Origin of the sequence: Lentzea sp. NPDC058436 (genome assembly GCF_042721515.1) — a bacterium.
In the GTDB taxonomy this organism is placed as follows: Bacteria; Actinomycetota; Actinomycetes; order Mycobacteriales; family Pseudonocardiaceae; genus Lentzea.
This window is the reverse complement of sequence record NZ_JBHXLF010000001.1, coordinates 362,407-384,784: the sequence shown is the minus strand read 5'-3', so window position 1 is coordinate 384,784 and position 22,378 is coordinate 362,407. Positions and strand designations below refer to the sequence as shown.

Genomic DNA, 22,378 nt, shown 5'->3' with positions numbered 1-22,378 from the left:
GTAGTGGCCACTCGGTGTCCACTACCGGTGCCACGGTGAGTCGCGTACGGCACGTGGAACCAAGGGGAACGGGTGGACATGCGGGTGATCGTGGTGGGCGGCGGAATCGGCGGCCTCGCTCTGGGAGCGGGTCTGCGCCGCCGGGGTTTCGAGGCCTCCGTGCTGGAGTGCGACACCGACGTGACGGCGACCGGCGGCTACCACATCACGCTGGACGAGCGTGCGCAGGCGGCACTGCGCGAACTCGTGGAACCGGCCATCATGCGGCGGTTGCTGGCATCGAGCTCCGCACTGCGGCTGCGCGAGCGCGACGCGTTCTGGGATCGCCGCGGGCGACTGCTCGGCCACGGGCCGGACCTCAGCGAGAGCCGCAGTGTGGACGTCGATCGGATCACCCTGCGCACGTTGCTGGCCGAGGCGGCCGGAGACTCCCTTCACCTGGGCCGCACCGTCTCCGGGGCGGGCCACGACGATGACGGCAGGCCCCAGGTGCTGTTCACCGATCGGGCACCTGTCTCCGCAGACCTCGTGGTGGGTGCGGACGGCACCCGTTCGGTGGTCGCCCGCCACCTGGCGGGAGGGCCGACGAACAGGCCGGCGGGCATCGTGGGGTTCTCCGGCCGCACGCTCCTGCGCGATCTCGGCCCTGCCGAGCAGCAGCGGCTGAGGCGACGATCAGGGCTGGCCATCGGCCCGCGCGGCACGGCGTTGTACATCGGTTTCCTGGACCCGATCGGCAATGCCGCGCTCCACGCTCCGGAGCTGCGGATGTCGGTGACCAACGGCCCCACCTACATCTGGGGTGCCATGTTCCCCGAATCCGCCGAGACCGACTCGCTGCGCGCCCTGCGCGACCACGAGCTGCAGACCGCGCTGCTGGGCGGGTTCCGCGAGCGGGGGTGGGCCGACCACACCCTGGAGGTCATCGCCCGAGCAGATCCTCGCAGCGTGGCGGGGTTTCGCTTCAACGCCGCCTCGACCAGGGCAGCGGATCTCGCGCCGTGGCCGACCGGCCGCGTCACCGCGCTCGGCGACGCCGTCCACGCGACACCACCGACCGCCGGCATGGGAGCCGGCGCCGCCATCCGCGACGCCGCCAGCCTGCTCGCACACCTCGACGGCACCACCACCATCACCGACGCCGTCCACCAGTTCGAAGAAGGCATGCGTCACCGCGGTGCCGAAGTTCTCGCTCTGGGCATGAGAACCGTCCGGTGGATCCTCGCGACCGACACCGCGCTCGGCGCCGCGATCACCACGCTCAGCATCCCGGTTCTCGCCGCGGCCACCAGACTGCGCGGCCGTCGTTGACGCGCACCGGTGGCCACGGCGGATCTTCAGCGGCGATCAGCCGGGATCTCCTCCGGCGACCTGTTGGCGTGCAGCCGCTTGGTGCTGCGCCGAAAAGCCCAGATGACGACAAGTGCGGCCAGCACGGTGAGCGGCGTGCCCATCGCGATGCGGGCGACGCCGAGCAGGCCCGTGTTCTCGTCCAGGTAGAGCCACTGCTGGACCAGGAAGCGCGCACCGAACACGAGAGCCGCGGCGAGGGTGGCGATGTCGTGCGCCCGAAGCACGGCTCTGTCGGTCCGCCAAGGATGCGCGCCCCCGTGCATCGCGTTCCAGATCACGCCGGTCAACGGCCGCCGAACCAGCACCGAGGCGAGCGTCAGCACGAACCCCGCCAGCGACAACCAGATCCCCAGCACGAAGAAATCCCGTGAGGACCCGGTCCACGCCACGACGGCGGAAGCCACCGCGACGCCGGCCAGACTTCCCACAGCCGCTGTCACACGTTCCCCGCGCGTCAACCGAAACGCGAACAGCGCCAGGCCGACCCCGATCGAGATGCCGATCGTGAGGGGCAGCGACAGGAACGCGTTCGCCGCCACGAACACGATCACCGGCACGGCGGAGTAGACGAAACCCATCGGCCCGCCCAGTTGGTCGAGCACGGTGGGCTTGGAGCCTCCACCGCGCCCCTGAGTGGAACTCATCGATCCTCCATGATCCACAGATGACGGGCCCGAGTGGACACCATGCCGCTACGGCACGCTCAAGTCGGAGCAAGCGATCTGTGCCCCACGCCACGCCGCCGCGTGCGGACCTGTCGTCGACTGCTCCCGGCACCAGAAGGTCACGAACGCCGGCATCGTGGGAGGTGGCGTCCGGCCGCCCGCGTGGACCTGGCCGTGGTTCGCGTACAGCGTGATCCCGTGGCTGATCATCGCGGTCGGAGTGTTCGGAACGGCGGCGCTGTCAGCCGGGCGCGCTCTCGCTCGGGCGCACCGGATCGAGAACCGATGGCGTCCGTAGCCCGCCATGGTGCCGGTCGCGAAGTCCGCCCGTGTATCCTGTAGGCGTCTGCCATGGTTCCGAGGTACCGGTCGCCCGTGATCACAGGTCACGGGCGTTTTGCTGTTCGGGGCCCTTCGACCATGTCGGACACCCAGGCGCCCGCACGGTGCGGGCGCCACATCATGCTTGGAGCGCACCATGGCCACCGGAACCGTCAAGTGGTTCAACTCTGAAAAGGGCTTCGGCTTCATCGAGCAGGACGGTGGCGGCGCCGACGTCTTCGCCCACTACTCGAACATCGCCGCCCAGGGCTACCGCGAGCTCACGGAAGGCCAGAAGGTCTCCTTCGACATCACGCAGGGCCAGAAGGGCCCGCAGGCGGAGAACATCGTCCCCGCCTAGTTCCGTCGCGTGCCGCCGCTCCACCCGCGGCCCGCATCGGACCACGTCAGAGCCCGGTCGGATGATCCATCCGACCGGGCTCTGACGTTCGGAACGGCTGATCTGCTTCCCGCGGAGCAGGACAGGCCCGGCCGGCAGGCGGACTCCGCCACGAACTCAGGCGCTCTTCACCGCGCCGCCGTGCACTGACCAGGTCGACCCGACGGCGCTCGGCATCGTCGGCGAGGCCAGCAGCAGCACCACACGGGCGATCTCGCCTGGGTCGATCAGGTTGCCGGTGAGCATGCCCGACTGTTCAGGCAGCGCGCCCAGCAACACGTCGTGGTCCATGCCCAGGTTCGCCGCGACGGCCGCCATGTAGCCCTGCGGATCCAGCATCAGGTTCGTCCGCGTGGCTCCTGGGGACACGGCGTTGACCCGGACGCCCGCACGCCCGACCGCCTCGGCCAGGCCGCGGGTGAAGGCCTTCACCGCCGCCTTGGCGGACGAGTACGGCAGCGGCGAGGTGTGCGGGAGGTCGGCGCTGACGGAGCCGATGTTGACCACAGCGCCCTTGGCCTCGATCAACGCGGGCAACGCCGCGCGGGTGGTGCGCACCACGTTGCCCAGGTTCAGGTCGAACACCTTCGCCCAGGTCTCGTCGTCTCCGCTCAGCGGATCCGAGAACACGTCGTCCGTCACCTCGCCGCCGCCGGCGTTGTTGACCAGCACGTCGATTCGCGGGTCCAGCGCGAGCGCCGCCTCGACCAGCTCACGTGGACCGTCCGGAGTGGACAGGTCGACCGGGATGAAGTGAGCGCCGGTCTCCTTGAGCTCGGCGGTGTTGCGACGCGCGGCGGCGACGACGGACGCGCCCTCGGCGACGAAGGCCTGGACGACGGCGAGCCCGATGCCCTTGCTCGCTCCGGTGACGAGCACGCGCTTGCCTGCGAGTTGCAGATCCACGACTGGGTTCCTCTCTGGGGTGACTTCTCCCTTTAAGTGATACACAGGTGCAACGGATACGCAAGAGCTGTGACAGCGATGTATCGTTTAGCGGTGACCAAGCCGACTTCGCGACGCCTGCGGGCAGACGCGGAAACCAACACCGAGCGGATCCTCGCCGCCGCGGAGGACGTGCTTGCCGTCGACCCGACGGCATCGCTGGAACGCATCGGCGAGGCGGCCGGCCTGACCCGCGTCACCGTGCACCGCCGGTTCGCCTCGCGACAGGTGCTGCTGGAGGCGTTGTCCGAGCGGCTCAACCAGCGGTACGTCAGCGCCCTGGAGCAGTCGCGGGCGGAAGCGACATCACCCCTGCTGGAGTTCCGGCGGCTCACCGAGATCGTCTTCGACCTCAAGGTCAGCCACCGGTTCGCGATGGAACTGACCGCTGACCAGGACGACTGCCGCCCCGGCCTCAGTTCCGAGGTGACGGCCGGGCTCGAGCAGACCTTCGCGCGCCTGCGAGCAGCCGGCGACATCACCGCCCGCGGCGCGGAATGGTGCCGTCACGTCTACCTCGCGATCCTTCACGAGGTCCACGAACTCCCCGACGACGCTCCGGACCTCGCCGGGGCCTCACGGGCCGAGTTGGTGGTTCGCGCGGTCATCGGCGCACTGGGCGGCACGCCTCAGCAGCCGTGATCCTGACGCGGCAGTGCGTCATCGCCTCTTCGGCCACGGAATCAGCATCAGAACCCCGGCCGACACGCACAGCAGCCCGATCGTCGTCCACAGCTGCTGACCGGTCATGAAGCTGCCCGCCAGGTACCCCAGACCCTGAGCGGTCCAGACTCCGCCGATCAGGATCAGCACGACCGCGAGACCGATCATCAGCTTCTTGGGCATGAGGCCCACACTACCGACGGGGTGTTGCCACTCCCCCAGAGTCGGAACAGCCTCTGGGAGCGTTCCCAGCAAAATTGGTCACGCCAGGTACCCACATCGAGCCTCGCCACTCGGGCTTCGAGACGGCACAGCCAGGCCGGTCATGCCACTCACGACCAGCCACTGTTTCACCTCCGTGAACCCACCTTCTTCACCAAACCTTTGTGTCCATAACGAATCCACGCCTCGATCCCACCAACCGGACGCGACGACGACTCCCGGCCACAGCCCCCGAGACACGCAACTCGCGAAGCCGCTTGACACCCCGGACCGCCGATATGAGACTCGCTGAACTGGGAGCGCTCCCAGCTCTACCGCCGCCGCTAGAGGAGTTTCCACGTGCGTCCCCGCCACTGGGCCAGAGTGGTGGTCTGTGTCGTCGTCTCCACCGTCGCCGCTTCCTGCGGCGCCGGTGGGGCGGCGAACCGGACCGCCGACGGAAGAACCGAACTGACGGTCGCCACCTTCAACGAGTTCGGTTACGAGGAACTGTTCAAGGACTACGAGGCCGCCCACCCGGACATCAAGATCACCCAACGCAAGACGGGCCAGGGTGCCCCGCACCACCAGAACCTCTTCACCAAACTGGGTGCCGGCTCGGGTCTCGCCGACGTCGAGGCCGTCGAGGAGGGCTACCTGAGCCAGGTCATGGCCAGGTCAGACCAGTTCAACGACCTCATGGAGATCGGCCCGAAGGGCGTGACGCCGGACCGCTGGCTGAAGTGGAAGGCCGACGCCGCGACCACCAGGGACAAGAGGCTGATCGGCTACGGCACGGACATCGGCCCGCTGGCCATGTGCTACCGCAAGGACCTCTTCGCCGAGGCCGGGCTGCCTTCCGAACCCGAGGAGGTCGGACGGCTCTTCGCCACGTGGGACAGCTACTTCGCCGCCGGCGACAAGTTCGTCGCCGCGATCTCGGGCGTCGCGTGGTTCGACAGCGCGGCACAGATCTTCAACGCCATGCACAACCAGCACGACGTCGGCTACTTCGACTCCTCCGACAACCTGGTCGTCGAGTCCAATCCGGACATCCGCGCCGACTGGAACGCCGTCACGAACGCCGTGGCGAAAGGACAGTCGGCCAAGCTGACCGCCTTCAGCACCGAGTGGAACACCGGGTTCAAGCTCGGCAGGTTCGCCACCAAGACGTGCCCGTCCTGGATGCTCGGCGTCATCGAGACCCAGGCAGGACCGGAGAACGCCGGGAAGTGGGCCGTCACCGACGCGTTCCCCGACGGCGGCGGCAACTGGGGCGGCTCCTACCTGACCGTGCCGAAGCAGAGCAGGAGCCCGAAGGAGGCGGCCGCGCTCGCGGCGTGGCTCACCGCGCCGGAGCAGCAGATCAGGGCGTTCCAGGCCAGGGGCACGTTCCCCAGCCAGGTCGAGGCCCTGGAGAACAGGGCGCTGGTGGAGCACGTCAACGACTACTTCGGCAACGTCAGGGCGGGCGCGCTGTACGCCGCGCAGGTGCAGAAGGTCAAGGCAGCACAGCACAAAGGCCCCGCCGACGGGCAGATCCAGGAGAACGTGTTCGGCCCGGCACTGCAGTCCGTCGAACAGGGCAAGCGCGCGGACGACGCGTGGCGCACCGCGTTGCAGGAAGCGAAAAAAGCCGCGAAATGACCGCTTCGAGTCGAATCGAACGTCGAAAGTGGACCGAAACACGCCGTCTTGTTGACCACTCCTGAGACCGCACGGATTCTGGGAGCGCTCCCAGAGTCCGGGTGCGGACATGAGTTCCCAAGGAGAGTGCATGAGACGGCGGCACGAGGTTTTCGGCGCGCTAGTCGCGGCCGTGGTGGTGGCGAGCGGACTGTTCGTGACGGACGCGGCCGGCCAGACCACGGCCGTGGCCGCGGCGGGCGGCACGGGCACGGGTTACCTGCACACCAGCGGAAGCAAGATCCTGGACAGCACGAACGCGACGGTGCGGCTGACCGGGATCAACTGGTTCGGGATGGAGACCGACAACAAGACCTTCCACGGCCTGTGGTCCAGCCGCACGTGGCGCCAGCAGCTCGACCAGATGGCACAGCTCGGCTACAACACGCTGCGCGTCCCGTTCTCCAACGACGCGCTGAAACCGGACGCCAAGGCCACCGGGATCAACGACTACACCAATCCGGACCTGGTGGGGCTCTCGCCGTTGCAGATCCTCGACAAGGTGATCGAGCACGCGGGCCGGAAGGGGATGCGCGTCATCCTCGACCGCCACCGGCCGACCAGCGCGGGCCAGAGCGCCCTCTGGTACACGGCGGGCGTGCCGGAGACCACGTGGATCAACGACTGGAAGACGCTCGCCCAGCGCTATGCCGGCAACACCACGGTCATCGGCGCCGACCTGCACAACGAGCCGCACGCCGAGGGCACCAACCCGGCCGCGACCGGTTCGTGCTGGGGCTGCGGCGACACCGCCCGCGACTGGCGCCTGGCAGCCGAACGCGCGGGCAACGCGATCCTGGGCGTGCAGCCGAACTGGCTGATCTTCGTCGAGGGCGTGAGCTGCCCGAGCGGCGGCCTGTCGAACGTCTGGGACGGCGACCCGTCCAACGACGAGGACTGCGGCTGGTGGGGCGGCAACCTGTCGAAGGCGGGCCAGTTCCCGGTGCGCCTGTCGGTGCCGAACCGGCTGGTCTACTCGCCGCACGAGTACGCCACCTCGGTCTACAACCAGCCCTGGTTCAGCGCGCCCGACTACCCGGCGAACATGCCGGCGATCTGGGACAAGTACTGGGGATACCTGCACAAGCAGAACATCGCGCCGCTGATGATGGGCGAGTTCGGCACCACGCTGGCCAACCCGGTCGACAAGGTGTGGCTGGAGAACCTCATGGCCTACACCGGGACCGGGGTCAACGGCATCTCGTTCACCTACTGGTCGTGGAACCCCAACTCCGGTGACACGGGCGGCATCGTCGGCGACGACTGGACCACGGTGAACCAGGCGAAGCAGAACATCCTGCAGCCGTACCTCATCCCGCCCACGGGAGGAACTCCCGACCCGACCACGACGACCACGACCACTCCGGGCGGCGGCACCGGCGCGTGCAGGTCCGCCTGGAAGCTCGACAACTCGTGGCAGGGCGGCTTCCAGGGCTCCCTGACCGTCACCAACACCGCGACGAGCGCGGCCAACCCGTGGAAGGTCGTGTTCACGCTGCCCGGCGGCGCCACGATCGCCAGCGGCTGGAACGGCACCTTCACGCAGTCCGGCACCACGGTCACCGTGACCGCGCCGTCCCACAGCCCCTCGCTCGGCGTGGGAGCGTCCGTGTCACTCGGCTTCACCGCCAACGGCACGGCGGGCGCACCCTCGGCTGTGACGCTCAACCAGGCCGCCTGCACCACCTGACCGCACGTCGGCCGCGGTGCCGGTTCTACGGCATCGCGGCCGACGTGGATCGCGGCGGAGTTCGCTCGGGGTCAGCGCGGCAGAACGAGCCGCTCGGCGATGTCGTACAACTCGGCCTGGTGCGCCCGTCCGGCAACGACGATCGGGGCTCCCCCGAGCGCGTCGAGCACCCACACCCGGTGGTAGCCGTTGTCGTCGGCGTAGAGCGTCGCGTGGCCCTGCACGGGTCGTCCCGGTGTGCCGGTCGGTTGACCGGCGACAGCGCTGGTGACGTGGACCGTCGGCTGGACGGTGCACGTGCCCAGCGAGTAGCTCGTGTTGGTACCCGCTGCGGCCAGGGGGCCGTCCGGGCTGTGTTCGACGCCGAAGGCGCAGATCCGCATCGCGTCGGGCAGGTCGCGCAGGCCGTACGCCGGGGTGACCGTCGTCGTGCCGGGGAACTGGATGTTCTCCGCGATCCGGCGGCCGGCGTCGACGAGTTGCTGCGCGGGCGCGGTGCTGCCGATCGCGGCGGAGACGTTCACGTACATCGAGCCGCCGTCGGGGTGCTCCACGTACAGCTCGTACCCACCTGGCCCGGTGGACACCGCGCTCTCGACCCCGCGCTGCCCCTTGATCGTCACGGGCGCGCCCGGCCCCGACTTGAACATCGCCTGGTCCACCGGCGTCATCCGGAACTGCTGGACGTCGACCTGAATGACCTGGCCGCCGGCCGTGACGGTCAGCATGTACTCGCCGCCGTACAGGGGCGCGGCAGGGTTGGCCGCGGTGGAGCCGATGTTGATCCGCTGCGCCCGGTGGGCGACCGATCCCGGCGGGAGCCAGCCGAGGGAGTAGGGCATCTTCAGGCCCGCCGCGGCCTGTTCCGCAGGTGCAGTTCGGCTGCCCTGAGAGCCGTTGGCGGTGGCGATCTGCTGGGACTGCTCCACGGGATCCGGCCGGTTCAGCACCACCGCGGTGACCGCGCCGAGGGTCAGCACGGTCGCACCGGCGGCGACCGCCAAGGGCCGACTCAGGCCGGAGCGCCTGCTGTCGATGCGTTGGCGCGCGGCGGCGAGCACCGCGTCGCTGTCGGGCGCGTCGTGCTCGCGCGCCGTGAAGGTGTCCTTGATCAGGTTCTCGATGTTCATCGCGTCTCCCCGGCCTCCGCCATCTGTTCGATGACCAAGCCGTTTCGCAGTGAGGCCAGTGCTTTGTGCGCGTGTGCGCGAACGGTGGCCTGGGCGCAGCCGAGCAGTCCGGCGATCTCGGAGTCGGGCAGCTGCTCGTAGTACCGCAGCACCACCACGGCCCGCTGGCGCCTGGGCAGCCGCGCCAGGCGCTGCCACATGTCCTCGCGCGCGGCGTGGTCCGACGCGAAGTCGTCCGCCCGTGCCTCGTCGGGGAGGTCGCCCGACGTGATCACACGCGCGGACCAGCTGTGTCGCCAGGACAGGTAGCCGTTGGTCACCATCCGCAGCACGTACCGCTCGGGGTGGTCCGCGCGGCTGATCCGGGCCCAGTGCCGGTACATCTTGACCAGCACGTCCTGCACCAGGTCAGCGGCCTGCTCCCGCTCGCCGGTGAGCATCGTCGCGTACCGCAGCAACCGCGGCAGTTGCGCTCGGGCGAAGTCGTCGTAGTCAGCCATCACTCTTGAAGACTCACGTCGACGGCGAACCGTTTACCGGTCCGGTTGTCGAGTTCCGCCGGCTGTGGGTTCAATACCCGGGAACGCGCAACGACGACGGACAAGGTCGCACTGTGGACGGACGAGCCGCCCGATGGGCAGGGCAACGTCAGGCGCGCCGCGACGAGGTCGTGGCGGCCGCGCTGCTCGCCATCGCCGAGCACGGACCGCAGGTGTCGACCGAGCAGATCACCGAACGCGCCGCCATCGCCCGCCCGACCCTGTACAGGCACTTCGCCGACGCGGAGGACCTCTACGACACGGTCGCCCATCGGATCGGCGAGATGCTGGTCGGGGAGCTGGCGCCCACCATGGACCACCCCGAGGGCAGTGCGCGCGAGATCATCTCCCGCATCGTGCACACCTACGTCGTGTGGTTCGCCGCCAACGACCGCCTCTACCAGTACCTGGTGTCCCGGTCGCTCAACACGCAGACGGGCGAGCAGCAGCCGGCCATCACGGTGCGCCTGCTGATCGGCGAGAAGCTGCGTGAACTGCTCGCCGCGTACATCGCCCTGCTGGGCGGGGATCCGCGCATCGCCGACCCGCTGGCGTTCGGCCTGATCGGGATGGTCGAGACGGCGGCGGTCCGCTGGGCGACGTCGCCCGATCCCCTCCTCGGCCGCGACGAACTGGTCACTCACCTGACCGGGTGGGCCTGGGGCTCGCTCGACGTGGCGCTGCAGGCCATCGGGGTGAAGCTCGACCCGGACTTCCCACTTCCCCAGCTCCAAGGGTAAACACGCTGTTCAGAGCGATGGCGTCGACAACTCCGCGCGACCTAGTTACTGCTACAGTCATGTAGCCCTAACTTGGAGTCCCACCATTTCAGCCCATCCGGCTCTGAACCGAACGGCCTAGACGATGAACGAGCCGACCCACCAGCAGTGGCTGGACGACGTGGCACAGCAGGCGCAGGAGCGCATCGCGTCCCTGCACGAGGAGGGCCTGGAGTCGCTCCGCGGATCGGAGACGCCTCGAACAACGCCGCCGGTGAGCGGTCGGGAAACTGAGGACGCGCGCCGGTTCGGCGGCCTTCTGTGACGTCGACGCAGGCCGTGTTCGTCCGAGTCCTCGCCGCGGACGCGACTCCGGTGTTCCGCGAAGGTCTGCGCACGGTCGTCCAGCGCACGATCGGCCTGGAATGGGCCGGAGGCACCGATCATCCCGACGTCATCCGCGACACCGTGCGGTCCTCACAGCCGCACGTGGTCCTGCTGGACAGCGCGATCGACCCGCAGAGCCTGCTCGCCGAGGAGCTCGTCACCACGAACCCGAAGCTGCGAGTCGCGGTCCTCTTCCGCGAACGCGACCACACCCCGGCCTGCGTGCGGGTCGCCAGGGCGGCCGGAGCGCACTGCCTGCTGAGCAGGGAGACCGACGCGACGGTGATGTTCCGCGCGATCCTGCAGACGCCCCTGTCCGGCCACTACGTCGATCCCAGGCTCGTGCTCGACCCACGGCTCGTGCAGGCTCTGAACAGCCCCAGGCCCCACCGGGTGCCTCGCGGGCGCGAGGTGCTCACCTCCCGGCAACGCCAGGTCCTCGCCCTGGTCGCCGAGGGGAAGAACGACGAGCACATCGCGAACAGCCTGAACGTCGCCGTGCCCACCGTGAGAACGCACGTCCGGGAGACCCGGCTGCGGCTCGGCGCCCACGACCGGGCGCACGCGGTCGCTCTCGCCTACCACGTCGGCATCCTCCCGGCGCGCCCCCGATGACCGCCGAGGCGCGTCAGCGTCCGGTGCTGCCGTCGATCAGTTCGCGGAGGATGTCGGCGTGCCCCGCGTGCCTGCCGGTCTCCTCGATCATGTGCGTGAGAGCCCAGCGCAGGCTGGGCGCACGCTTCCCCGGCTGCGACCGCGGCACCGGCGCGGTGAGGTCGGAGCAACCGTCGAGCACCTCGTTCGCCTTCTCGACGGTCTGCCGGTAGCGGGCGACGACATCCGCGACGCTGTCGTCAGGAGAGGCACGGAAGGTCGCCTTCCAGTTCGTCACGTCCTCGCCCAGGAAGATCGCCCGCTCCACCCATGTCACGTGGTTGAGCAGGCCGAGCAGGGTGGAGCCGGAGGCCACCACCGAGGTCCTGACCTGGGGTTCGGGCGCGCCGTCCACCTTCGCGGCGATCGAGGCGCGCAGGTAGTCGAGGAACCCGCGCAGGACCTCGGTCTCGCTGCCGCCGGTTCGGGGCGGCGGGGTGTCGCGGCGTCGTCGTGTGGTCGGCACTGCGGGCCTCCTTCGCTCAGGCGGTGCGGTGGACGAGCAGGACGTGGTCGACGACCTCGGCTTGCTGCCCGTCCGGCCCCGTCGCGGTCCGGCGCGGCGCGTCGGCTCGTTCGACCGTCCACCTGGCAGGGTCGAGGCCGATGCTCCCGGCGATCTCCCGCGGGCTCGGGTGGTGGGCGCCCTGGTCCCACGACCACGGCGCGGCGGAACCGTGGTCGACGACGAGCAGCCGCCCGTTCACGCGCAACGCGTGTGCTGCCGAGCGAAGCACGGCCGTGCGGTCCAGTTCGAACGGGGTGTGCAGGTAGTGGGCGCAGACCAGGTCGAACTCCCCCGGCGGGAAACCGCTGCCCAGGTCGTACCGCACCGCGCTGATCCGGTCGCCGACGCCGTGGGAGGCCGCGAGGGAGGTGAGTCCCTCGACGGCGGCGGCGGAGATGTCGGCGGCGGTGACGTGCCAGCCGCGGCCGGCCAGCCACAGCGCGTCGCCGCCGGCGCCGCTGCCGAGGTCGAGGGCGTCACCGGGAGGCAGGGCCGAGGCGATCTCGGTGAGGCGGACGTTCGGCGTGGGGTCGGTGGAGGGCCGGGAGGCGTAAAGGCTCTGCCAGAACGCGGCGGCGTCGGTTCCGAGCGGTGGTCGCGAAGTGGACATGAGCTCAGCTTTCCCGGCACGCGCTGATCTGGCACGCGATCTTGCCGTTCCAGCAAGACATCCCGGTGTTCAAGGAAGCTGCGCGTTCTCCACGTCATCGGCGACCACCAGCGCGAGCTCGCAGAACATCGAGTCCGCCCACGAGAACCACGGCCTGGAGAACGCCTCCGGATCGGACGGGTCGAAGCTCTCGTGGACGTGGGCCGTACCGGCGTCGGTGTCCGCGATCAGCTGGAGCAGCCGTCGCCGGTCGGCCGGGGTGCCCGTCAGTCCCTCGACGGCGAGGGCGATCGGCCACACACGCCCCGGTTTCGTGTGGGGGCTGCCGACGCCGCTCGCCACCCGGCCGCGGAAGTAGTACGGGTTGGCGTCGCTCAGGACGAACGCCCTCGTCGCCCTCTGCACCTCGTCGTCGACCACGTCCGGCGCGAGGAGGGGCAACGAGAGCAACGACGGTGTGTTGGCGTCGTCCATGCACAGCACACCGCCGAGCCCGTCGACCTCGTAGGCGTAGACGCGCACGCCGTCGCGTTCGACGATGCCGTGCGCTTCCACGCCTTCAACGAGTTGGCGGGACAGAAGGCGAGCACTGGTCGCGAGTTCCGGGTCGTCGTGGACCTCGTCGGCGATCTCGGCCACCGCCCGCAACGCTTGCGCCGCAAAGAGGTTGGCCGGGATGTTGTAGCCGTAGGTGCAGGCGTCGTCGGAGGGGCGGAACCCGCTCCAGGTCATGCCTGTGACGGCGACCGGTGTGCCGCGCCCACCGCGTGCCAGGGTCTCGGTCGGGATCGCGCCGGGCCGTTCGAAGCGGTACGGCGACTCGTCGTGCCGTTGCTCCCGGCGCAGTTGCGCGACGATCGTGCGCAGGACGCGGTGCGTGCGAGCGTCGAACACGTCGGCGGAACCCGTTGCCCGCCATAGCGCGTGGGCGAGGGTGACCGGGTAGGCGAGGCTGTCGACCTCGTACTTCTGCTCCCAGACGTGCGGGTCGTCGCAGAGGTCGCCGGGCTCGTAGTGCGCGCCGGTCGGCCCGTCGTTGAACGCGTTGGCGTAGGAGTCGTGGTCGAGGCACGCGAACTGGCGGCGCACGACGGCGGTGACGAGAGCGGCCAACTCCGGGCAGTCGGCCAGGAACCTCAGGTAGGGCGTCAGCTGGGTGGTGGAGTCGCGCAGCCACATCGCGGGGATGTCGCCCGTGATGACGAACGCGCTGCCGTCCTCGCCGATCGTGATGGTGTCCCGCAGTGTGCGGTGCAACGCCGCCTCGACCATGTCCCCGATCCGGTCACCGGCCGTGGTGCGCACGCGGGCCGCCGCGGCGCTGATCGTGTCGTCTACCGTTGCCACGGCGTGGTTCCGTTCTCGTCGGTGACGCGAATCCGCACGGCGTGTGGCGGTTCGTCCGTCTCGCCGGTGCTCCAGATGCCGATCTCCACCGGCACCGCGACGGGCCGTCCGGTCGCCCACGACCCGAGCTCGTCGAGGCCCAGCTCGAACTCGATCGTCGTCTCGGCCCGCACGCGCCGCACGGCCAGCAGGGTTCGGCGGCGGGGTCGCACACCGAGCTCGTGACGGCGGCCGTAGAGCGGCACGGCAGCGGGCCGGGCATCGGAGATGTCGACGCTGACCAGCACCGAACCGCCGGCGGCGAGTTCCTCGGCGCAGATGCTGTGCGTCGCCTCGCGCACCTCGGCGGCGACGGAAGTCCCGCTGCCGAACGGGATTCCGACCGGATGCCGGTGGTCGAGGTAGCCGCGTGCGGTCTCCAGCCGCTCGTCGTGAGCGACCGGGAAGACGCCGTCCGCCACGGGGAACGACGCGGGCAGCCGGCCAGAGGCCGTGCCGTCGAAGAGCGCGCTCACGATGGCGGCGCCACCGCTCGGACCGGGGAACGGGACGACGAGCAGGACGTCCACGAGCGCGGCCAGTTCGGTGAGGGCGCGTGGCCGTCCGTCGACGACCACGGCCACAACCGGTTTGCCGCTCTCACGGGCCGTGCGCGCGAGTTCGAGCTGCGGCTCGGGCAGTGCGATCGACGCCAGGTCAACGCCTTCGCCGTTCGTCGTGTCCGCTGCCGGTCCCTCGACCGCGCCGTTGTCCGCGAACTCGTCGGTGTAGCCGCGGCGGCTGGTACCGCCGAGCACCAGCACGCACACGTCCGCGCGATCGGCGGCGGATTCCACTGCCGCAAGCGCTTCCGGGCCCAGTGCGGTGCGGACACGGGATCCGGGGGCGTGCAGCACGCGGTCGTCGCCGAGCCGTGCCACGAGGGCTGAGCGCACGGTCGACGCGGCGGGATCATCGGCGGGCCGGGGCGCGGTGTAGTCGCCGAGCTGCGCGTCCAGGTCGTCGGCGTTGGGGCCGATGAGCGCCACCGTGAAGGCGGGGTCGAGCGGCAGCTCGCCGTGCACGAGCACCACGGCCTGGCGGGCGGCGCGGTCGACGAGGCTCGCCGAGTCGCGCACCGGCGCCGGTGCGGCGTCCAGCAGGCCGACGCGGTGTTTCAGGGCCAGCACGCGGTCGACGGCCCGGTTCAGGTCGCTCTCGTCGAGGAGTCCGCGTTCCAGTGCCTGGTCGAGGTGGGTGAACGCCTCGTCCCAGAGGCTGAGGTCCACTCCCGCGCGCAAGGCCAGGGCCGCGGCGGCGGCCGGGTCGGGTGCGCTGTCGCGGAGGCGGTCGATCGCGGTGCCGTCGGCCATCACGATGCCGTTCCAGCCCCAGTCCTCGCGCAGTGTGCCGGTGAGCAGGTCGCGGTTGGCGCTGCACGGAACGCCGTCGATGTCGTTGTAGGCGGCCATGAAACCGGCGACACCGGCGCGTGCGGCGGCGAAGGCGGGCCGCAGGTGGACCTCGCCGAGCTCACGAGGCCCGATCGGCGCACCAGAACCGTTGCGACCGCCGATCCCCGCTCCCTGGGCCGCGAGGTGCTTGGCGACGACGGCGACGTGTCCCTGCATTCCGCGCACGGTCGCGGCCACCAGCATCGCGGCGAGTGCGGGGTCTTCGCTGAAGCATTCTTCTGCACGGCCCCAACGGGGATCGCGCAACACGTCCAGACCCGACACGAGCGCCACGTGCGTGCCCCGCGCCCGCGCTTCGGCCCCGACCGCGGCCGCGAGTTCCTCGGTCAGGTCGACGTCCATTCCCGCACCGAGCGCAAGGTTGACCGGCAGCGTCGTCGCACCGAGCGCCTGGAGGCCGTGCGGGGCCTCCTCGACGAACAGCACCGGCACGCCGCAACCGTTGCGCGTCACGTACTCCTGCACGGCCGCGCAGGCCTCCGCGCTGCGTTCGGGAGGAATCCCGTTGTGCCAGTGGACACCGGACCACGGATCGGCGCGCAGGACGCCGTAGATCGCGCCGATGCCGCCGAACCGGTCGACCTCGCGCCGCAGGACGTCGGTCACGCGCGGCGCGCCGTCGACCCAGCGCAGCGCCTCCCAGCCCTTGAGGCGCTGGTTGACCTGCCCGATCCGGACCCGCAGGGGAAGTGATGTCGCCGAGATCATCCTTTGACAGCCCCGGAAACCAGTGCGCGCTGCATCTGCCGCTGCAACACCGTGTAGACGAGGTACACCGGCAGCAGCGTGAACAACGTGCCCGCCATCAGGACCCCGTAGTCGGTGCCAGCGTCGACCTTCAGGGTCGGCAGGGCCACCTGGATCGTGCGCTGGGCGGTGTCCGGCCCGATGAGGATCAACGGGTACAGGTAGGCGTTCCAGAACGACAGGAAGTTCAGCAGCAGCACGGTCGCGATGCCCGGCACGCAGATCGGCAGGTACACCTGCCGCAGCACCTGCAGCGTCGACGCGCCGTCCATCGAGGCCGCCTCCTCCAGCTCGCGCGGGATCGTGCGCATGAACGACGTGAGGATCACGATCGACAGCGGCAGGGCGGTGGCCGGCAGCAGGAACACGACGAACGTGCGGCTGTGGAAGAGACCGAGCGACGCCGCGAGCAGGAAGGTCGGGAACAGCGCGGCGAACGACGGGATGAGGAAGCCGAGCGCGAAGACGTTCTCGACGAGCTTGCCTAGCCTGCCGGTCGAACGGGCCAGGGCGAACGAGGCGGGCAGGGCGAGCAGCAGCGTCAGGACGAGCGCGCCGACGGTCGTGATCACCGAGTTCGCGACCGCGAGGACGAGGTCTGCCTGGCGGATCGCGGTGGCGAAGTTGCCGAAGTCCCACGTCCCCGGCAACGCCAGCGGTGACTCGAAGATCTCCTCGTTCGTCTTGAACGACGACACGATGAAGTAGTAGAAGGGCACCACCAGGAGGGCGGCGTAGATCCAGGCGAGCGTGCCGCTGGTGATCGAGCCGACGCGGTCGCTCAGTGGTCGGAGGGCGGTCCGGGCCATGGTGAACTCTCCAAGGGATCAGGTCAGTGGGTGGCGCGGAGCACCCTGCGGATCGCGCCCATGCCCAGCAGGCCCAGCACGAAGAGGATGAGACCGACGGCCTGGCTGTAGCCGAGGTCGGTCTCGACGAAAGCCTTGCGGTACACGAGGTAGGACAACGTTGTCGTCGACGTTCCGGGACCGCCCTGGGTCAGCAGCAGCACGGTCTGGGCCGAGTTGAACAGCATCGACAGGAACTGCAGCATCGTGACGACACCGATGAAGTCGCGGGCGATGGGCCAGTACATGCGCCAGGCGATCCGCCAGTCCCCCGCGCCGTCCATGCGCGCGGCCTGCACGATCTCGGAGTCGACCCCGTCGAGCCGCGAGGCGATGAGCACCGCCGAGTAGCCGATCCCGCTCCAGAGCTCGACGGCGACGATCGCGCCCAGCGCGGTCGACGGGTCGGCGAGCCAGGCGGTGCCGTCGAAGCCGAGCGGGCGCAGCACCCCGTTGAGGAGGCCGTCCGGGTTGAGCATCGCGTAGAAGACCATCGCGGTCGCCGGCGCGGAGATGAGCGCGGGGATGAAGAGCAGGTAGCGCAACACCTTGTGGCCACGCGGTTTCTGCACGACGTAGAACGCGAGCAGGAACGCCAGCACGATCATGACCGGGAGCCCGGTGACGATCTGGAGCGCCGAGTTGCCCGCGGCGGTCCAGAAGTTCTCGTCGGCGAACACGCGGCGGAAGTTGTCGAGGCCGGCGAACCCCGGCTCGACGAGCATGCCCGGCCAGGACAGGAAGCCGATGACGATCATCGCCACGACCGGGCCGACCATGAACACCGCGTACCAGATCAGCGCGGGCAGGGCGAAGCCGGGAAAGCGCTCTCGCAGCGAGGGGCGCGCGGCACGGCCGGGTGGCGTGGAAGGTTCGGGAGCGGCCGTGACGGCCACTTCGGTCAGTGCGGTCAAGGTGGGGTCCTTCCTCACGCCGTGGCGTAGGCCCGCTCGAAGACGTCGATGACGCGTTCGGCGGAGATCGGCCCGTAGGCCGCGGCGGTGGCCTGGATCATCGGCTCGAACGCGTTCTGCGGGATGAGCAGGTCGGGCAGCAGGACGGGTGAGACCTGCTGCTCCGTGAGCCGGGACGTCTGCGCGACGAGCGGGAAGTTCTTGCTGACGGTGGTGGTGATCCGGCTCATGTCCCTGCCGGAGCCGAGGATCATCGCGTCGGTGACCTCGTCGCTGTAGAGGTGCTGCACGAACGGCTTGATCAGGTCGAGCTTCTTCGCGCCGTTCTCGCTGATCCAGATGCCGTGACCGTTGAAGCTGCGGATCACGCTCGGGTGCTCCAGCACGCCACCGCGCGACGGCTTGGGCCAGCCGCCGACGGTGACCTCCTTCGCCCGCTCGGCGGGCACCTTGGCGAGCGCGGAGGACATCGCCGGCACGATCGCGGCCTTGCCGGTGTTGAACTGCGTCAGCTCGGAGTCGGAGGTGTAGCCCTGGACGTCGTCGACGAAGACGCCCGCGTCCCGCAGTTCGACGAAGTGCTGGACTCCTGCGACGGCGCCGGGGCTCTCGGAGAGCTTGCCGCTCGCGAAGACCTTCTTCGCCTCCTCCGTCGTGAGGAAGCCCTGGAGGATCTGCAGGAACATCTTCTGCCCGCTCCAGTCGGACCCGCCGACCGTCACCGGGCCGATTCCCTTGGAGCGCAAGGCATCGGCCGCGACGATGAGCTCGTCGGACGTCGTCGGGATCTGGACGCCGGCCTGTTCGAGGAGCCTGGTGTTGAACGAGACGGGCCAGTTGGTGCGCGTGAAGGGGAAGGCGCGCAGGTTGCCGCTCCCGTCGGTCCACTCCTGCAACGCCTCGGGGATGATCTTGTCGCGCAGTCCCCACTCGTCGAGCAGCCCGGTGACGGGGATCGTCGCGCCGAGGCCCGTCCAGGACAGCGTCCTGCCCTGCAGGTTCACCAGGGCGACGTCGGCCTCCTCACCGGCGAGTGAGCTGGTCTCGAAGACGATGGGCAGGTCGGACCCGTTCTTCAGCAGCGCCACCGTGCGGCCGGTCCGCCGTTCGTACCCGGCGACGGCGTCGGCGAAGACCTGGGCGCCCGCGACCGCGCCGCTGAGCTGGGTGTGCACCGAGAGGGCGCCGGGCCTGCCGGAGGCGGGCATGAGCGCGCCGCACCCCGAGAGCAACGGCGCGGCGATGCCCGCTCCGACCGCGGCGCGCAGCAACGTGCGCCTGCTGATGGCATTCGACACGTGGCCTCCGCGGGGTGGTCTTGTATAGCGGTACACATCAAGTGGCGAGCAAGGTATACCGCTTTACAAGAAATGGTCAACGACCTAACCTCGGCGGTGTCATGAGTGAACCCAGCGCGAAACGCGTCACGATCGCCGCCGTCGCGAGGCTCGCGGGCGTCTCACCGTCCGCCGTGTCGCACGTCTTCAACGGACGGCCGAACGTCTCCGAGGCCACCGCGGCCCGGATCCTGGCCGCGGCCGACGAGCTCAACTGGCGCCCGAACATCGCGAGCCGCAAGGTGTCCGGCCAGGGCGGCAGGAGCCTCGGTCTCGTGATCGCCCGGTCGCGCGGCACGTTCGGCCGCGACCCGTTCTTCATGCGCCTGCTCGCCGGGCTGACCGAACCGCTCGCCGACATCGGGTGGTCGCTGTCGCTGACCCTCGTGCGGGCCGACGAGGAGGAGAAGGTCTACCGGCAGTGGTGGAGCGAGCAGCGCGTCGACGCGTTCCTGCTCGTGGACGTGCGTGACGACGACCCGCGGCTGGCGCTCGTCGAACAGCTCGGTGCCCCGGCGGCACTGCTCGGCGCTCCCGTCCCCGGTCCCGTCGCCGCGGTCACCGTGAGCGACGGAACGGCGTTCGCCGAGGCGATCGAGCACCTCGCCGCGCTCGGCCACCAGGCCATCACGCGCGTCACCGACGCCCCGGGCCTCGCCCACACCCGTGCCAGGAACAAGCGTTTCCGCGCTGCCGCAAGAACACGCGGCGTGCAGGCGGGCGTGGCGGCGTGGAACCCGGTCGCGGCCGATCCCGTCGCCGATCTGCTCGGCCGGTTGGGAGACGCGACCGCGATCATCGTCGACAGCGAGACGATCGCCGCCGAGATCGTCACCCACGCGCCGGAAGTCGGTGTGCGCGTACCGGAACAGCTGTCGGTGATCGCCTGGGAGGACTCCTGGGTGTCGACGATCGTGCGCCCGCGCCTCACCGCCTTCGACGCTCCCGTCGAGGAGAGCGCCCGCGCCGCCGTCGCCCTGCTCGAACGACTCGTCCGCGGCGAGGACGCCGCCGCCCAGACCGTCAGCGGTCGCCGTCTGCTCGTGCGCGAGTCCACGGCGCCCGCTCCGAACAACCGCGAGGAAAGCTCTTGACCACGACCGTCCCCAGGTTCGGCGTCAACTACACCCCGTCGAAGGACTGGATGTTCCAGTGGATGGCCGTCGAGCCCGACGCCGTGCGCGCGGACTTCGCGGCGATCGCCGGCCTCGGCGCCGACCACGTGCGGGTCTTCCCGCTGTGGCCCGTGCTGCAACCGAACCGCACCCTCATCCGGCAGCGGGCGCTCGACGACATCGCCCTGGTGGCCGACATCGCCGCCGAGTTCGAGCTCGACATCGCGGTCGACGTCATCCAGGGGCACATGTCCGGGTTCGACTTCGTCCCCGCCTGGCTCGTCAACTGGCACAACGGCAACATGTTCACCGACCAGCTCGCCGTGCAGGCCCAGGCCGCGCTCGTCGCCGCCGTCTACGACGCGGTGCGCGACAAGCCGAACTTCCTCGGCCTCACCCTCGGCAACGAGCTCAACCAGTTCCAGCTCCCCAACCCCGCCGCGATGCCGGCCACCACCGAGCAGGTGAGCCACTGGCTGACCACCCTGCTGACCGCACCACGCGACCGCGACCCCCGCCACGTCGTGACCCACAGCGAGAACGACCACCTCTGGTACCGCGACGCGCACCCGTTCGTCCCCACGCACGCGAGCCGCCTCGGTGACATGACGACCGTGCACTCGTGGATCTTCAACGGCACGGCCGCCCGCTACGGCGCGCTCTCGCCCCAGTCGGTGCGGCACGCCGAGTGGATGATCGAGCTGTCGAAGGCGTTCGCGACCGACCCTGCTCGCAAGGTCTGGCTGCAGGAGGTCGGCGCGCCGTCGATGAACCTCGCCGAGGCCGAGATGCCCGAGTTCTGCGCACGCACGGTCGAGGCCGCGTTGACGACCACCGACCTGTTCGCGATCACCTGGTGGTGCTCGCACGACGTCTCACGTTCTCTGGGTGACTACAAGGATCTGGAGTACTCCCTCGGCCTGCTCGACACCGAGAACCGCGTGAAGCCCGTCGGCCGCCGCTTCGCCGAACTCATCGCCGAGACTCGTCGGAGCGCGCCCTCTCCAACGCCCCGCACGGTCGGTGTCGTCGTTGAGGTCGACGAGAACGACCTGCCGCTCTCCCGTGTCGCTCTCGGGCCTGGTGGCGCTACGTTCGAGCGCTGGCACGAACTGCGGGAGCAGGGTGTCGACGTCGCGGTCGTCACGAGCACGGCCGCCAGCTCGCGCGCGGCGTTGGAGGGACGCGGCATCCGCCTGCTGGATCACGAAGCGCTCGCCTGAGCTCCCGCTCCACATCTGACCCGCAATGCCCTGTGCGGTCTAGAAGTCCGGGTGCGCACCTGCGCAACGCAGCTGCAACACAGGCCATCAGATCTGCGGCACAGTGCGGACATGACTGTGCCGACTGTTGCCGTTCGTGTGCTGGATGAGTTGCGCCGGAGCGGAGTTGCTCTCGATGACGACGAACTCGCGCGCCGACTTGGAGTCAGCCCGCGGCAGACGATCAACCAGGTCTGCAGACGACTGGAACGGGCTGGTCGATTGCGCCGGTACATCGGTCCCGACGGCAAGATAGTCAACGACCTTCGTCGCGCCGATGGCCAGCCGTCAGAGGCCACGGCCAACCCAGACCGGCCGCCAGACGTGGTGGAGCCCGTGCTGGAGGGCGATGCACCAGCGGCGAGCGACAGCCGCGAGCAACGCCTGGCCGAGCGAGTCATGCTCGACCTGTTGGGCAAGCGCCTGGGAGTCGTGCTCAAGCCCAGGCGGATCCCACTCGATCAGGGAGTGCGGGTCGAGATTGACGGCGCCGATGACGAGCTGTCGATCCTGGTGGAGGTGTGGGCCCATCAGGGTCCACCTAAGGTCGCGCAGAAGCACAAGGTACTTGCCGACGCCCTCAAGCTGCTGCACGTCGCTGCCAGCCTGCCAGTCGCACCCCGACTGGTGTTGTGCCTGTGCGATCCGGAAGCTGCCCGCCACTTCACCGCCGCCCGATCCTGGGCAGCCCACGCTCTCCGTGCGTTCGCCATCGACGTCGTGGTGGTCGAACTACCCGCAGAACTCGCAGCCGCAGTCCGTGCCGCCCAACTACGCCAATTCCGGTAGGCACACGGTGATGCTCAACGCCCTGTCACCGTCGCGCATAGACACCGACCGTCCAAGCCTCCTTCGCACACACGCACCTCCGCAAGTGCCCTGA

At 69.7% G+C, this 22,378-nt stretch carries 23 protein-coding genes; 11 read left to right on the top strand and 12 right to left on the bottom strand.

The window, feature by feature from the left end; all coding sequences use genetic code 11:
* Positions 1-78: 78 nt before the first annotated feature.
* Positions 79-1,311, top strand: a complete 1,233-nt coding sequence (locus ACFWN2_RS01655; RefSeq protein WP_382425569.1) for an FAD-dependent oxidoreductase — start codon at positions 79-81, stop codon at positions 1,309-1,311.
* A gap of 26 nt (positions 1,312-1,337) precedes the next feature.
* Here ACFWN2_RS01655 and ACFWN2_RS01650 read toward each other — a convergent pair whose 3' ends face one another.
* The gene (locus ACFWN2_RS01650) at positions 1,338-1,997 is read right to left on the bottom strand and encodes a DUF3159 domain-containing protein (protein WP_382424167.1); all 660 of its coding nucleotides are present in this window, start codon (positions 1,995-1,997) and stop codon (positions 1,338-1,340) included.
* Positions 1,998-2,496: 499 nt separating this feature from the next.
* On the opposite strand from ACFWN2_RS01650, the gene ACFWN2_RS01645 reads away from it, so the two are divergent.
* Positions 2,497-2,700, top strand: coding sequence for a cold-shock protein (locus tag ACFWN2_RS01645; RefSeq protein ID WP_382424166.1), 204 nt, complete (start codon positions 2,497-2,499; stop codon positions 2,698-2,700).
* A 156-nt stretch (positions 2,701-2,856) separates the two neighbouring features.
* On the opposite strand, the gene ACFWN2_RS01640 is transcribed toward ACFWN2_RS01645, so the two are convergent.
* Positions 2,857-3,645 carry an SDR family NAD(P)-dependent oxidoreductase gene (locus tag ACFWN2_RS01640; protein ID WP_382424165.1) on the bottom strand — a complete coding sequence of 263 codons (789 nt, stop codon included), beginning with the start codon at positions 3,643-3,645 and terminating at the stop codon, positions 2,857-2,859.
* 93 nt (positions 3,646-3,738) lie between these two features.
* Here ACFWN2_RS01640 and ACFWN2_RS01635 point away from each other — a divergent pair, with 93 nt between their 5' ends.
* Complete coding sequence (locus tag ACFWN2_RS01635; protein WP_382424164.1) at positions 3,739-4,326, top strand: TetR/AcrR family transcriptional regulator; 588 nt, start codon at positions 3,739-3,741, stop codon at positions 4,324-4,326.
* Positions 4,327-4,344: 18 nt separating this feature from the next.
* Here ACFWN2_RS01635 and ACFWN2_RS01630 read toward each other — a convergent pair whose 3' ends face one another.
* Positions 4,345-4,530 carry a hypothetical protein gene (locus ACFWN2_RS01630; protein ID WP_382424163.1) on the bottom strand — a complete coding sequence of 62 codons (186 nt, stop codon included), beginning with the start codon at positions 4,528-4,530 and terminating at the stop codon, positions 4,345-4,347.
* Positions 4,531-4,908: 378 nt separating this feature from the next.
* Between ACFWN2_RS01630 and ACFWN2_RS01625 the strand changes: the two genes are divergently transcribed.
* Both ACFWN2_RS01625 and ACFWN2_RS01620 read left to right on the top strand, forming a co-directional pair.
* Positions 4,909-6,195 carry an ABC transporter substrate-binding protein gene (locus ACFWN2_RS01625; RefSeq protein WP_382424162.1) on the top strand — a complete coding sequence of 429 codons (1,287 nt, stop codon included), beginning with the start codon at positions 4,909-4,911 and terminating at the stop codon, positions 6,193-6,195.
* A gap of 130 nt (positions 6,196-6,325) precedes the next feature.
* Positions 6,326-7,924 (top strand): cellulase family glycosylhydrolase, encoded by a 1,599-nt coding sequence (locus tag ACFWN2_RS01620; protein ID WP_382424161.1) that lies wholly within the window; start codon positions 6,326-6,328, stop codon positions 7,922-7,924.
* A gap of 71 nt (positions 7,925-7,995) precedes the next feature.
* On the opposite strand, the gene ACFWN2_RS01615 is transcribed toward ACFWN2_RS01620, so the two are convergent.
* The gene (locus tag ACFWN2_RS01615; protein WP_382424160.1) at positions 7,996-9,054 is read right to left on the bottom strand and encodes a hypothetical protein; all 1,059 of its coding nucleotides are present in this window, start codon (positions 9,052-9,054) and stop codon (positions 7,996-7,998) included.
* A complete protein-coding gene (locus ACFWN2_RS01610; protein ID WP_382424159.1) occupies positions 9,051-9,554 on the bottom strand; it encodes a SigE family RNA polymerase sigma factor in 504 nt (167 codons plus the stop codon). Before ACFWN2_RS01610 ends, ACFWN2_RS01615 begins: the two co-directional genes overlap by 4 nt.
* A gap of 113 nt (positions 9,555-9,667) precedes the next feature.
* Here ACFWN2_RS01610 and ACFWN2_RS01605 point away from each other — a divergent pair, with 113 nt between their 5' ends.
* The 3 genes from ACFWN2_RS01605 to ACFWN2_RS01595 all read left to right on the top strand — a co-directional run bounded on the left by ACFWN2_RS01605 (position 9,668) and on the right by ACFWN2_RS01595 (position 11,314).
* A complete protein-coding gene (locus ACFWN2_RS01605; protein WP_382424158.1) occupies positions 9,668-10,333 on the top strand; it encodes a TetR/AcrR family transcriptional regulator in 666 nt (221 codons plus the stop codon).
* 124 nt (positions 10,334-10,457) lie between these two features.
* Positions 10,458-10,637 (top strand): hypothetical protein, encoded by a 180-nt coding sequence (locus ACFWN2_RS01600; RefSeq protein WP_382424157.1) that lies wholly within the window; start codon positions 10,458-10,460, stop codon positions 10,635-10,637.
* A 14-nt stretch (positions 10,638-10,651) separates the two neighbouring features.
* The gene (locus ACFWN2_RS01595; RefSeq protein ID WP_382424156.1) at positions 10,652-11,314 is read left to right on the top strand and encodes a DNA-binding response regulator; all 663 of its coding nucleotides are present in this window, start codon (positions 10,652-10,654) and stop codon (positions 11,312-11,314) included.
* A gap of 13 nt (positions 11,315-11,327) precedes the next feature.
* Here the strand turns inward: ACFWN2_RS01595 and ACFWN2_RS01590 are convergent, their stop codons facing one another.
* From ACFWN2_RS01590 to ACFWN2_RS01560, 7 genes are all read right to left on the bottom strand, one after another.
* Positions 11,328-11,819: a DinB family protein gene (locus tag ACFWN2_RS01590; RefSeq protein ID WP_382424155.1), complete on the bottom strand. Its 492-nt coding sequence runs from the start codon at positions 11,817-11,819 to the stop codon at positions 11,328-11,330.
* Between the two features lie 16 nt (positions 11,820-11,835).
* A complete protein-coding gene (locus ACFWN2_RS01585) occupies positions 11,836-12,471 on the bottom strand; it encodes a class I SAM-dependent methyltransferase (RefSeq protein WP_382424154.1) in 636 nt (211 codons plus the stop codon).
* Between the two features lie 69 nt (positions 12,472-12,540).
* Positions 12,541-13,818, bottom strand: a complete 1,278-nt coding sequence (locus ACFWN2_RS01580) for a glycoside hydrolase family 125 protein (RefSeq protein WP_382424153.1) — start codon at positions 13,816-13,818, stop codon at positions 12,541-12,543.
* On the bottom strand, positions 13,806-15,980 hold the full coding sequence (locus tag ACFWN2_RS01575) for a glycoside hydrolase family 3 N-terminal domain-containing protein (RefSeq protein ID WP_382424152.1): 2,175 nt from the start codon (positions 15,978-15,980) through the stop codon (positions 13,806-13,808). The genes ACFWN2_RS01580 and ACFWN2_RS01575 overlap by 13 nt, the downstream gene beginning before the upstream one ends.
* Positions 15,977-16,828, bottom strand: a complete 852-nt coding sequence (locus tag ACFWN2_RS01570; RefSeq protein WP_382424151.1) for a carbohydrate ABC transporter permease — start codon at positions 16,826-16,828, stop codon at positions 15,977-15,979. The genes ACFWN2_RS01575 and ACFWN2_RS01570 overlap by 4 nt, the downstream gene beginning before the upstream one ends.
* A gap of 23 nt (positions 16,829-16,851) precedes the next feature.
* The gene (locus ACFWN2_RS01565) at positions 16,852-17,781 is read right to left on the bottom strand and encodes a carbohydrate ABC transporter permease (protein WP_382424150.1); all 930 of its coding nucleotides are present in this window, start codon (positions 17,779-17,781) and stop codon (positions 16,852-16,854) included.
* Positions 17,782-17,795: 14 nt separating this feature from the next.
* The gene (locus tag ACFWN2_RS01560) at positions 17,796-19,079 is read right to left on the bottom strand and encodes an ABC transporter substrate-binding protein (protein WP_382424149.1); all 1,284 of its coding nucleotides are present in this window, start codon (positions 19,077-19,079) and stop codon (positions 17,796-17,798) included.
* A 101-nt stretch (positions 19,080-19,180) separates the two neighbouring features.
* Here ACFWN2_RS01560 and ACFWN2_RS01555 point away from each other — a divergent pair, with 101 nt between their 5' ends.
* The 3 genes from ACFWN2_RS01555 to ACFWN2_RS01545 all read left to right on the top strand — a co-directional run bounded on the left by ACFWN2_RS01555 (position 19,181) and on the right by ACFWN2_RS01545 (position 22,284).
* The gene (locus ACFWN2_RS01555) at positions 19,181-20,212 is read left to right on the top strand and encodes a LacI family DNA-binding transcriptional regulator (protein WP_382424148.1); all 1,032 of its coding nucleotides are present in this window, start codon (positions 19,181-19,183) and stop codon (positions 20,210-20,212) included.
* On the top strand, positions 20,209-21,456 hold the full coding sequence (locus ACFWN2_RS01550; protein WP_382424147.1) for a glycosyl hydrolase: 1,248 nt from the start codon (positions 20,209-20,211) through the stop codon (positions 21,454-21,456). Before ACFWN2_RS01555 ends, ACFWN2_RS01550 begins: the two co-directional genes overlap by 4 nt.
* 111 nt (positions 21,457-21,567) lie before the next feature.
* Complete coding sequence (locus ACFWN2_RS01545) at positions 21,568-22,284, top strand: hypothetical protein (RefSeq protein WP_382424146.1); 717 nt, start codon at positions 21,568-21,570, stop codon at positions 22,282-22,284.
* The last annotated feature ends 94 nt before the right edge of the window (positions 22,285-22,378 follow it).